Consider the following 12,302-nt stretch of genomic DNA (forward strand, 5'->3'; position numbering starts at 1 on the left):
CAAAAATAACATTTTCATGACATATAATGATATAATCATCACAAGAAAATATTATTTTCGCTCATTCCATAAGCGACGCAGCTACAGCCGCCCGATGCGGCCGCCCTTTCACTACGAAAGCAGGATCACGACCATGAAAACAGGAAACGACTGGGTAAAGGTAGAATTCCTAAGCCCCGAATCAGATATGATACACCGCCCACAGACCGACGAGCTTCTCTTCTACAGACAGGTAGCTTCCGGGGATGTGGAGGCAATCACGGAGAACTGCAGACAGCACAGATTCCTGGACAAGGAAGGTGTAGGTACCCTCTCCAAGGATCCCGTGCTCAATCTTAAATATCATTTTGTTGTTACCGCCGCCCTGGTCTCCAGAATATGCACCGAGAACGGCATGGAGATGGAGCAGTCCTTCAGGCTCAGCGACTACTATATAGGTAAGCTTGACTTCGCAAGTAACGAGGAAGAAATCGAGAAGTGGCATAACAAGATGGTCCTTGATTACACCAGGCGCATGCAGCTTCTTAAGCAGAGTTCCTCCCTCTCCCGCCCGGTTTCCGAGTGCATGAACTACATCTATGCCCACATCAAGGACAGGGTCACCATTGACGATCTTGCTGCAGTCACAGGCAATTCGCCCAGCTATATCTCAAGGCTCTTTAAGAGCGAGGTGGGCGTTCCCGTCAGCGACTACATAAGAAAGGTCAAGCTGGACAAAGCCAAGAATCTACTTCGCTTCTCTGACTTCACCCTTGTAGAGATCGCCCAATATCTGTCCTTTTCCTCCCAGAGTCACTTCATCAAACTCTTTAAGGAAGAGACAAAAATGACACCAAAAAAGTACCGCAGTATGTACTACGGTACTCATTGGAAAGGTTCTGATGATGATTTTACAGGCGATCAGCTGATGTGACCGTCAAAAACAACTGCCATGGAAACCTTGTCTCCACGTATTGATATTGTTACATCTTTGGCCAGGTTGGCAATGATGGACTTCTCCAGCTCATCCTTGGCCTCCTGAACAAATTCTGTGTCATCACTCTTATTGACTTCTGCAATGTAATCGCTCATTCTCCACACATCTTCCGGAGTTGAATTCATGGAATCGGCGGATGTAAATCCAAAAAATGAGTAACGTGACAGCATAGCCTCTCTCTCATCCATCGGTAAAAGAGCCAGCTCAAAAGCCTCTCTTATCTTGCCGATAACACCCTTTGCTGCGGCGTTCTCCTTGGTGGAGGACAGTTCCATAAGCTCCTGTCTCTTCTTGGCAAACATGATAGTCTCTGTATCAAGATGAAGAGTAAAGATATTGCTCTCATTCTCAATCCAGTACTCTGCCTCCATCTCACCTGTAATGGATCTGAACAGGTTCATAAGTTCCTCGGCCACAAGACGGATGCGAAGATGTGCCTTCTTGGGAAGGTTTCCTGCGTACTGCTCCGTGAAATCCAGTGCCTTTTTTGTAAAATCCTGATTGGTCCCGATGACCATTATATCTGACTTCATAAGCATAAGCTCCTTTCGGACGTTTTAATTAATTATATGCTTATTTATGATCGCATTTCAATGTTCATGTTCCAACTCGGCAGTTTTTCTCTGGACAAGTTCAGCAGAGATTTCTTTTAACTTCTCATCATTTAAGATGTATTTCTTTTTGAACCAGAAAATAGCAAATACAAGTCCGATGATGGGGATGATAGTCATGGTCATTCTAAGCCCCATCTTCTGGGATGCTGCAACACCCAGGGAATAGTCAACGGCTGTTGCACCCTCTTCTGTGTCGTTAGAAAGAGCCAGAATCTGAAGCGCAAGAGCTGCGATAAGTGCGGAAATACCTGAAGCAAGCTTTACAACGAAGGTCTGCATTGAGAATATTACCGACTCATCTCTTCTGTAGTTCTTGAGTTCACCGTAATCAACGGTGTTTGCAAGGAATACTGTTGTGATAACCGCAAGCATTCCGTTGGCTGCAAAGATAAAGAAGCCGGGAACAAACAGAAGGAAAACATTGCTCATGGATGTGGATGCAAGAACAAGAAGTGAAATGTATCCGGCAATGGCCATTCCCATGCTTATAAAGTAGATCTTGATCGATGTAAAGAATCTTCTGAGGAAAGGATACAGGATCATCATGGAAAGGATCTGTATTCCGCCGCCGAAGGTTGAGAACAGTGTGTAGTCGCCCTTCCAGCCTGTTCCGCCAAAGTCATACTTAAAGAAGTAGATAACCAGGTTTGATGTGATATAGATCGAGCAGTTTACCACAACGATGGCTACAACAACCGCCATTGCCTGATCGTTCTGAAGAAGCGCCTTGAACATCTCTCCGATTGAAGCTGTCTTCATCTCAACTGTGGACTTCTCTTTAACATTGATGCAGCAGATAACTGTAAATATAACAAAGAGAATGGCTACGATGATTGCAAAATATGAGAAACCGATTCTCTCAACTTCCCTGTCTGAAATTCCGGCTCCGCCGAACATGTGGCCCAGAGCTGAAACAGAGATAACTGTTACGATGGTGATAAGAGCAGAGCCTACACCTGCGCAGGAACGGGCAAGGGTTGTGAGGCCTTCACGCTCTTTGCCGCCCTCTGTGAAAGCAGGGATCATTGACCAGTAAGGGATGTCCATCATTGTGTAGGTTACGCCCCAAAGGATATAGGTAACTGCTGCAAATGCAACCAGTCCGCCGGGTGTAAGTGACGGAGGTGCTGAGAACATAAGAGCCAGCACGATTGCATTGGTTACTGTACCGATAAGAAGCCAGGGTCTGAACTTACCCCATTTTGTCTTGGTCTTGGCAACGATAGCTCCCATGATGGGATCGTTAAAAGCATCAAATACTCTGGCAACCATAAGGATAACGCCCATTGCTGCCGCGCTAACTCCCAGAATGTCCTGGAAATAGTAAAGCACATAGGATGCGGAAAGCATGTACACCATGTCTTTTCCCACAGCACCCAGTCCGTAAGAAGCCTTTGCGGCTCCCGTAAGTTTCATCTTCTCGTCCATTATTTACCTTCCTCCTTGAGCTTTACAGCAAGCTCAACTACTTTTTTCGCCCCGTCATAAATTCCGGCTTTATTGTTATCAACTATGCATCCGCACATCTCGTTTAGAAGCTCTGTGTGCAGGAACTGCTCCAACATCTGAATGGTGTGAGGGATGTCCCTGCACTCCAGTGTTCCGTCGCCGATCTCGGCTGAGTGGATGGCGCCCCACATCTCGTGCTTGCCCACTCTCTTGATGAAGAGCTTGGGTACCGGGTAGAATGCCAATTCACTTGGCTTTGTAACCAGTACGTCGCAGCTTCTCATAAGAAGGTTCGTTGCGTATACCGCCTTGAAGATGTCTGCGTGATAGAATCCGTGGATTCCTGTAACTTCAGTAAGAGGCAAAAGAGCCTTCTCTGTAAACTGAAGTGTATCCTCCCAATTGTCCATGTGCTCTGTGGAGAGTTCCCTCATACCCGGGATCTCTTTTACCAGCTCATCCCAGACGTTTCTGTAATCTCCCACGTTCACATAAAGAGCAGCCTTGCCCTCTTTGATGTAAGGGATCAGGTGCTTTATTATCTCTGAGAAGATCTCCTTCTGAGCTCCGGCTCCGCCGATGGTCAAAAGAAATCTCATGGGCTTTCCGGTCTCTTTTCTGACCATTCTTGCCTCGCAGTCCTTATCTATATTGCTAACAAGCTCATAGTCTATGTAATGTCCTGTGTAAACCAGGCTGTCCTGAGGCATGGGCTTGCAGACATTCTTCTTGTCCATACCGTTGAGGATCCTGTAACCCATGTATGCGTTGCGGCACTGGATCGTATGAACGCTGCCCTCTGAAAGGTGAAGCGCCATAGGCCAGTTGTCGGGGATCGCATTTACAACATATTTCATTCCCGCATGGATGGCTGCCTGAGCGGGCCATACGTGGGTTGCGATAACGGGAATGTCCTTGGGAACATTTCTGTAAACGGGAGCCATAAGCTCTGCGTTCTTCTGATCTGCTGAATTATAGGTCAGAGCCCTGAAGCCCTCGTAGTTGGTGGGCTCCCAGACCAGCTTGTTGAAAATGGGATTCTTGGAAAGCCTTGATCCCAGTGAATACAGATCGTTCTGTGCACCGATGACCTTGGTGCAGGTGGTTTCCTTATAGGAATTAAGATCCATCCAGTAAGGTGTATAGCCAAGGTGCCTTGCATAGGAAGCCATGGCCATTGAAATGCGGTAGTGGCCGAAGCCCATACGGATGTTGCCGACGATGATTCCCTTATCTGTATCTATCTGTCCCTCATTTGACGGGATCTTAGAAGTTACCACTATATTTTTTACCCCGAGAAGAGGTCCGATAACTTCGTTGTCCTCTACCTTTATCTTGTAATCCACAGAAGAATCATCTCCGTACTTTTTCATGAATTTCTTCTTGGATTTAACAGCCTTGTTGTAGGCCTTTCCACTGATAACATTACCAAAAATAACCTTCGACTTATCTGTCATGATACCTTCCGTTCTGCAGACTCCGGCTGAGCCGGGCGCTTTGTGAGAATATTTCCTGTTTCTCGGAAACCATTTTCGTGTTTTTGGTTTCCATGTTTTTATAGTATCATTATCGGCATAAATCTAGCAAGAAACGCTTTTTACAATTTTCGTTTCCCGATTTTGTGCAATATTACTCATATGATGGAGACGATGGAAAGATTCCTGTTCTGACTAAGATCCACAAACTGATCTCCGACTTTAATCGTGGGCCTTGAAAGATGGTCCGGATTAACAAAAATTATATCCCCGGACTGACCGTTATTCAAAAGAACGCGGTTTGCTATGAATGTATTTACCACGTTGCTAAGGAAGGTCATGATAACATTTGGACTGTACTTATCAATTCCGTTGTCTTCAAAGTTAGCTATGATGGTAAAAGGACATACCGGTGCCCTGTAGGTCCTTGTGGCCGTAAGAGCTTCATATACGTTGGCAACCGTAACTATGGAAGCAACTTCGTCTATCTGATCATTCTTGATATGGAAGGGATATCCGCTTCCGTCTCGCATTTCATGGTGCATCAGGATACAGTTCTTTATCCTCTGATCGATGTCCATGTTCTTAACAAGATCATACCCTTTTATAACATGCTCTCTCATGGCCTTCTGCTCGTACTCTGTTAAAGCCTCAGTCTTATTGACAAGATCCGGAGGCATGAGAACCTTACCGATGTCGTGAAGAAGTCCGCCTGCCGTTGCGATCTGTATGGTCTCGGTAGGCAATCTCATCCAGGTGGCAAGTGTATTGCAGATAAGGGACACATTAAGACTGTGCATGTAAACGGCATCACTGCTGTCCCTCAGGTTATGGAGCATGTCAAAAACGCCTGCGGATCCGCCCGCTTCAACGAACAGGTGATAGACAGGCTCTGTAAGCTTATCTACATCAAGAGGTACGGACTCATTGGCAATAAGCCTGAAGGATTCCTCAAGCTTTTCAGCGTTCTCCTCAATGTGCTGTTTGAATCTGATGAAACTCTCCGTATTCTTAAGACGCTGGGAATAGGAAAGATTGGGGTCCACCTTCTCCTTCTTCTCGGTAGATGCGGCCACAGGTTTCTTCTCATTCTCAACGAAGATATTATAAAGGGAATGGGCCTTGATCTTCTCAATGCCGTTACTGTCAAGAACCGTGCCCTTTGTCAGGACCAGTCTGTCGTCAAGGGTATAGATATTCTCAGATACCACCATCCCGGGTTCCAGTTTGTTAACGGAAACTAGTTTCATTCAGGCCTCCATTCATAATGAATCATCATTTATAATTATACCATATATCGTAATGGAATTAAAAATGATATTGTGCTATCATACACGAGGAAAAAGAATGAATCAGGAGATAGTCATGTCAGATAACTTAAGTTGGAAACTGTATAAAGAGGAACACGTTATACAGGATGAATGGATAGATTTCAGAAGGAACATATACGAACTGCCCGACGGCACCAAGATTGGTCCCGTCTACAATTATTCTAAGCACAGCTTTTCTGTTGTGGTGGCTCTGGATGAGGAAGGCAGATACATCTGCGTTAAGCAGTACAGACACGGCCTTGATGAGATCACCACTGAGTTCCCTGCCGGCGGCATAGAATATAAAGAGAAAAGCGATGTCCCCTATATCACAGATAAGAACATCATCGCTACCGAAGAAGAAGCTTTTGAAACCGCCAAGCGTGAGCTTCAGGAGGAGACCGGCTATGTTTCCGAGGACTGGACACATCTTATCACCGTTCCCGCCAATGCCACTCTCTCCAACAGCAACGTGCACATCTATCTTGCAAAGGGCTGCAAGCACGTCAGCGGCCAGCATCTTGATTTTTCGGAATTTTTAAATGTGGAGCTGCTCTCCGAGGATGAGCTCAAAAACCGCATCTTTGGCGGCGACTTCAAGCAGTCCCTTCACATCCTTGCCTGGTACATGGCCAGGGAAAAGATGTAACGGCTCCGCGTATATCCTGGTCCTTGCGCATGGGCAGAGGCCGGATGTAACGGCTCCGCATCTACTTATTTCTTACCGTTATACTTAAGGCACAGCATTGTTATGTCATCGAACTGGTCCGCATCTTTAACGAATCCGTCCACATGCTTTTGAACATTGGACAGGATCTGCTGCGGGTCAGCGTCTTTATCAGAATTCAGGGCTTCAAGCAATCTCTTTTCCCCAAATAACTCATTGTTGATATTGGTAGCTTCCGTAACTCCGTCGGTATACACGAACAGCATATCTCCGGGGTTAAGCTCAAATTCATGGTCCTTGTATTTGATGCCGTCCAAAGTTGCCACCGCCGGCGAATGCCTGTAAACCACCAGCTCGTACTCTCCGCCTGCTTTCTTAAAGGCCGGGTGCTCATGTCCCGCGTTCACAGCCACGCCTTTTCCCGTGGTGATATCAAGGATTGCCAGCCATACGGTAACGAACAGCTCAGCGCTGTTGCCCTCGCATAGCTGCCTGTTAACGTTGATCAGAGCCTCGGAAGGGCTGTCTCCCGCCTGTACTCTGTTCTTGATCAGGGTCTTGGAAACCATCATGAACAGCGCAGCCGGTATGCCTTTTCCGGAAACATCAGCCATGACCAGAGCCAGATGATCCTCGTCAACCATGAAATAGTCATAGAAATCACCGCCCACTTCCTTGGCGGTATTCATGGTAGCAAAAAGGTCGAACTCCTCTCTGTCGGGCCTGTAGGGGAAGATCTTGGGAAGCATGTTCTCCTGAATCGCGGAAGCCAGAGTAAGGTCCCTGTCGGCCACGGCTCTTTCCCGCCCCTGGGTCACGTTAAGCACGCAGTACATCATAAGGATGGTGAGCATTACTGTAACGGGTGTGGGTGAAAGGCCGTAAATTCCCGTTGTTATGATACCCATTGAAGCCGGTGCTATGGCAAAAACAAAGAAGGTGTAGATCTGGAACCGCTGCAGCTGCTTACGCTCCACCACTACTGCCGTGAGGGCCGAGAACAGCGTGAACAGGGCATAGACCAAAGACACGATGTACAGAGGGCTTCTGTGATAGAATCCCATTTCGTCCACGGTGAAGTATATTCCGTTAAACAGATTAAGAACCCTTAAACCAAGGGCGATATACAGCCCCACTTTTGAGATGGTCCCAAGCTTCTTGACGATTCCCTTGTTCACCTTAAGATAAGTCATGGTGTAGAGCCAGAAGAAATAGGCCTCCATGGGAGCGCAGAAATAATAGATCGTATTGTCGATGATGTTCAGGATCCTGAGATTGGGGACGCCGTCCAGGAGCCATGCGCAGGCATCGGCAAAAAGGCCAAGATAAGCCACGTTGATGAGAGACAGCAGGTGCTTTAAATTTGCTCCCGACTTCTGCACATCAATCATACAGCAGATGTACAGAACGTATCCGATCATCATACCCACAACATCTATTCCGATGTTGATAAGATAGATGTCCACCAGGTTGTCGATTCCTCTTAGATAAACAAGAACTCCAACCACCACTACAAATATCAAATATATGGCTGAAATAATAAACGCTTCCGCTCTTCTGTGCTTGGTCAAACCTTCCATGATTCCCCGCCTCATAAGTTTAATATTATAAAAAAACTGATAACCAAAGCCTCCCCTGGTTATCAGCTGTTATATAGTGCCGGCAGTGGGACTTGAACCCACACGTGGTTACCCACAACAGATTTTGAGTCTGCATCGTCTGCCATTCCGACATGCCGGCGCGTGGCTGCAGGCGGTCACCGCATACAGCCTTATTAGTTTATCACAGGGGTGATAAATGCGTCAAATAAAAGTTATGGTTTATATGATTAGTTTTACTACATGGTTTTTAATGCGCTGCCTTTTCTGCGCTGTTTTTTATGCGTGATTTTTTACTGCATGCAATAGGATTTCAATTCTGTACAGTAAGCACTTTTTTTCATTACTGTACAGATATCAAAAGTATGATTTGTACAGTAAAAAATATAGTAATCCAGGTTGAGGTGCTCTAAATCATTACTGTAGGAAATATAAAACTGAATCTGTACAGTAAATTTAACACCAATTTACGGCATAAAATGGAAAAGTGATTTTGTACAGTTATATCTTTACTGTACAGAATAGGAAAGCAAAGCTGTACAGTAATCCCCCATTCTTGCTCCGGAGAATCTATTAAATTCCTTTATAGCAACAAACAGCAAGCGAAAATTCATTATATCTGCTTTATAATACTTGCTTTATAATACTTGCTTCATAGCATCAGCTTTAAAATGCAGCATCATCTTCACGATGCCAGCTTTACAATATAGGTCGTAATTGAGTATCCCTTTAATAACGCGGAAAAAGAGCCTTCATTAACCGCTATTTCATCGGAATCCGAAACATCACTCCAGTTCTCGCCGCTCTCCATATCCCCGCTGGTCCTGATAGCCTCAACGCTTTCTATAGGTCTCTCGAAACACCCAAGGTCAAAGTTCTTAGTGACATCATCGCCTTTGGGATTAACCGCAACGATGACCACGGTATTCTCCTTAGGGTCAAAGGCTGCCAATGTATCTTTTCCCGAACCTATAATGCAGTAGCCGGGTTTGATATATCTTGTAAACTGCCCGAAGCCGTAGTATTTTTTCCCAAGAAGAAGTTCTTTGCTGTCGTGGTCTGCTATGGCTATTCCCCAGAAGGGCTCTCCCTCTGAAAGAATGCGGTCCGCTTCCGTGCGGGTCAGGGTATCAAACTCATTGTTTGAGTCTATATGCATGTCTGCGGCGTTCCACATGATCCAGGCAGAAGGGTACATTCCGTTTACATCAGTTATGATGGCATCCGCAAAGCCAAGAGCTGCCTCCATGGCACCGGAGTTCTTTCCAAGAGAATAGGTTCCGTCAACCTCGCTCATCCACAGGTTTTTGCCTGCGTCAAGAGCGGTTTCCTTGAGCTTTTTCCGTTTGTCACCCATGTAGGAATGGGTATCTATTCTGTCGAGAGCCTCTTTTGCCTGATCCGAGAGCTTGTTAAAAGAGCTAATGGAAGTATTGATGCTGGTCTCATCCGATCCGCAGATCAGCGTATCTATGCCTTTATTCTTTAATTCCTCATCAAGGGCAACGATTATATCTGACTGGGATTTGCCGGGACTGAAGTGGCAGCCCTCCTGCTTCTCGCTAAAGGCTGTCCAGTAATTGGTAGCCGGCTCGTTCATGGGGCTTATGCTCTGAACGTCGGCAATACCGCTGTCTATAAGATGCTCCGTCACATCCGCAAGGTAACTTGCGAAGGCATGGTAGGAATCTTCCCTGAGATTATCCGTAGAGCCCTTGGGGCTTCCCGAGCTGCAGCCTGTAACCGTCATAAAATACGGCGGCGAATTAGAGAAAGCCTCAACGATAAAATCCTCTCCGTAGCTCTCCCTGGCTGCCTCAAGGACATTTAACTGATTCCCATCCGCATACCAGCTATAGTTCCAGGCATAGCCGCACTCAAAATCAGCTCTTGCATAATTCTGCTCATAGTACTCTTTGGTATTGGCCACAAGATCGATCTTCGTGACGTCAATGGCATATCCCGGCACTATGGAGTCGGATCTTTTTATATGGGCCTCGTGAAGGAAATCACTGCTTGAGGTTCCATTCGCGGTAGCTCCGTCTGTGGTGCCTGTTCCGTCTGTGGTAACTGCACCGTTTGTGGCTCCTGTCCCGTCTGCAGCTGCTCCGTCTGTTACGTTATCGCCACCGCCGATATTGTATCTTCCGATGTTAAGACCAAGACCCTTTTCCCGGTCAAAAAAGGCTTCTGCTGAAGCCTTAGTCAGCTCATCACTGTATCCTACTCTGTTGGCCCACCAGCAAAGACTTGTTCCCCATCCCTGAAATTCACCGTACCCATCGGAATCCGTGTCATTAAAGGTCTGGTGATCACTGATATCCAAAACTACTGTTTCGCCGCTCCCGGCGCTCTTATTCACATTTGAAGAAGCTCCACATCCGGTCAGTGACAGTACCAGAAGCAGAGCCACAATTTTAGCTTTCATAAATTTGATAACAATTCCTTTATTATTTTTTTCTATGCGTCGGACTTACAAGATTACGATGATTTCGACAAGGCGCTTCCGACGCATTTGTCTGATATGGTCCTTTGCGTCGGTGGTTTTTACGAAATAATGTACAGAATTCCCAAAACGCAAACGCTATCCCGACAACCAAGTGCTCAAAAAGGCTATTTATCGAAATAACGTCAAGTTTTTGTGATATTTTACCGACGCAATCATCTTGTAGAATACTTTGCGTCGGAAAGGACTCAATTCACATGCCCCTCGCCCGACATCATCCGATCTCTTCCTGATCAAACGCCCGACATCATCCGATCTTTTCCTGCTCAAACGCCCAACATCATCCGATCTCTTCCTGCTCAAGCGCCCAACATCATCCGATCTCTTCCTGCTTCCTGAAGGTGATCTGCCCATCTTCAGTCATGCTCTCGATGATGGCAAGGGAAGTAACCTCGTACCCCATCTTCCTTAGGTCATCGCCGCCGTTCTGGAAGGCCTTTTCAATGCAGATACCGATTCCGGCAATTCCGGCTCCGGCCTGATTGCAGATATCAACGAGCCCCTTCATGGCATTGCCCACTGCAATAAAGTCATCCACAAGAAGCACTATGTCGGACTTGTCCAGATAAGCCGTGGATACTGTGACATCATACTCCTTGCCGTAGGTAAAAGAGCTGATTCTGGAGACATACACATCTGACCCGATATTTAGACTCTGAGACTTCTTGGCAAATACCACCGGCACATCAAAGTTCCTGGCAACCGAGCAGGCAACTGCAATACCGGAAGCCTCTATGGTAAGGATCTTGGTGATGTTCTTGTCCTTATACTTCCAGTAGAGTTCCTCTCCCAGCCTGTCCACCAGCGATACGTCGATCTGGTGATTCAAAAAGCTGTCCACCTTCAGAATGTTTCCGGGATAAACACGACCTTCTTCAGCGATGATCTTCTCTAAAAGCTTCATAACTTCCTCCTTTGAGTCAACGGGGACGTTTCACTTTGTAAGTCCTATTGGGACTTATTTTATCAGATCCTTAACCACTTCACTTGCTATAACAAGCCCTGCCACAGACGGGACGAATGCAACACTTCCCGGTACGGAGCGCCTTGAGGAGCCGCTCTTTTCAAGCTCCGCCATCTCCTGCGCCATCATCTCGGGATCAGGCGTTAAGGGCGCCTCAGAAGAGTACACAACCTTAAGCTTCTTAACCCCTCGCTTTTTAAGCTCGCGCCTCATAACTCTTGCCAGAGGGTCTCCTTCCGTCTTATATATGTCCGTAACCTTTATCCTTGTGGGATCCAGCTTGTTGCCGGTTCCCATGGAGCTTATCACTCTTGTTCCAAGCTCCGTGCATCTCATTATGATGTCTATCTTGGCAGCCACAGTGTCTATGGCATCCACCACATAGTCGTATTTATCAAATTCAAACTCCGAGGCAGTTTCGGGAAGGTAAAAGCACTTATGAACCCTGACTTCGCACTCCGGATTTATATCCAGTATCCTGTCCTTAGCGACGTCCACTTTGGCCATTCCCACAGTGCTGTGAAGGGCTATTATCTGTCTGTTGATATTGGAAGTTGCAACCTCGTCATTGTCCACAACATCGATGCTTCCTACGCCGCTCCTTGCCAGGGCTTCTACCACATAGCTTCCAACGCCGCCAACGCCAAAAACACAGACTCTGGAACCCTTAAGTTTCTCCAGTGCCTGCGCTCCCAGTATAAGCCCGGTTCTCTTAAATTCTTCCGTCATCCATACTCCTTCAA

At 46.5% G+C, this 12,302-nt stretch carries 10 protein-coding genes and 1 tRNA gene; 2 read left to right on the forward strand and 9 right to left on the reverse strand.

The features are described from left to right. Positions 1-133 precede the first annotated feature (133 nt). Positions 134-913 (forward strand): helix-turn-helix domain-containing protein, encoded by a 780-nt coding sequence (locus tag T456_RS0113905; protein ID WP_024866627.1) that lies wholly within the window; start codon positions 134-136, stop codon positions 911-913. Here the strand turns inward: T456_RS0113905 and T456_RS0113910 are convergent. The 4 genes from T456_RS0113910 to T456_RS21550 all read right to left on the reverse strand — a co-directional run bounded on the left by T456_RS0113910 (position 901) and on the right by T456_RS21550 (position 5,764). Next, entirely contained in the window at positions 901-1,509 is a 609-nt protein-coding gene (locus T456_RS0113910; protein WP_024866628.1) for a hypothetical protein, read from the reverse strand. The genes T456_RS0113905 and T456_RS0113910 overlap by 13 nt on opposite strands. A gap of 57 nt (positions 1,510-1,566) precedes the next feature. Continuing rightward, positions 1,567-3,006, reverse strand: a complete 1,440-nt coding sequence (locus T456_RS0113915) for a glycoside-pentoside-hexuronide (GPH):cation symporter (protein ID WP_024866629.1) — start codon at positions 3,004-3,006, stop codon at positions 1,567-1,569. Between the two features lie 11 nt (positions 3,007-3,017). Then, positions 3,018-4,496: a DUF6937 domain-containing protein gene (locus T456_RS0113920; RefSeq protein WP_024866630.1), complete on the reverse strand. Its 1,479-nt coding sequence runs from the start codon at positions 4,494-4,496 to the stop codon at positions 3,018-3,020. A 176-nt stretch (positions 4,497-4,672) separates the two neighbouring features. Beyond that, positions 4,673-5,764, reverse strand: a complete 1,092-nt coding sequence (locus T456_RS21550) for an HD-GYP domain-containing protein (RefSeq protein ID WP_024866631.1) — start codon at positions 5,762-5,764, stop codon at positions 4,673-4,675. 97 nt (positions 5,765-5,861) lie between these two features. On the opposite strand from T456_RS21550, the gene T456_RS0113930 reads away from it, so the two are divergent. Further along, on the forward strand, positions 5,862-6,473 hold the full coding sequence (locus T456_RS0113930) for an NUDIX hydrolase (RefSeq protein ID WP_035802197.1): 612 nt from the start codon (positions 5,862-5,864) through the stop codon (positions 6,471-6,473). A 65-nt stretch (positions 6,474-6,538) separates the two neighbouring features. On the opposite strand, the gene T456_RS21555 is transcribed toward T456_RS0113930, so the two are convergent. The 5 genes from T456_RS21555 to T456_RS0113955 all read right to left on the reverse strand — a co-directional run bounded on the left by T456_RS21555 (position 6,539) and on the right by T456_RS0113955 (position 12,288). Further along, a complete protein-coding gene (locus tag T456_RS21555; RefSeq protein ID WP_024866633.1) occupies positions 6,539-8,071 on the reverse strand; it encodes a PP2C family protein-serine/threonine phosphatase in 1,533 nt (510 codons plus the stop codon). Positions 8,072-8,148: 77 nt separating this feature from the next. Further along, positions 8,149-8,231: transfer RNA gene (locus T456_RS0113940), tRNA-Leu, on the reverse strand. A 543-nt stretch (positions 8,232-8,774) separates the two neighbouring features. Continuing rightward, the gene (locus tag T456_RS0113945; RefSeq protein WP_024866634.1) at positions 8,775-10,517 is read right to left on the reverse strand and encodes a glycoside hydrolase; all 1,743 of its coding nucleotides are present in this window, start codon (positions 10,515-10,517) and stop codon (positions 8,775-8,777) included. A 391-nt stretch (positions 10,518-10,908) separates the two neighbouring features. Then, positions 10,909-11,499 carry a xanthine phosphoribosyltransferase gene (locus tag T456_RS0113950; RefSeq protein WP_024866635.1) on the reverse strand — a complete coding sequence of 197 codons (591 nt, stop codon included), beginning with the start codon at positions 11,497-11,499 and terminating at the stop codon, positions 10,909-10,911. A 54-nt stretch (positions 11,500-11,553) separates the two neighbouring features. Beyond that, positions 11,554-12,288, reverse strand: coding sequence for a tRNA threonylcarbamoyladenosine dehydratase (locus T456_RS0113955; RefSeq protein WP_024866636.1), 735 nt, complete (start codon positions 12,286-12,288; stop codon positions 11,554-11,556). Positions 12,289-12,302 lie beyond the last annotated feature (14 nt).

The organism is Butyrivibrio sp. FCS014 (assembly GCF_000526935.1).
Taxonomy (GTDB): domain Bacteria; phylum Bacillota; class Clostridia; order Lachnospirales; family Lachnospiraceae; genus Butyrivibrio.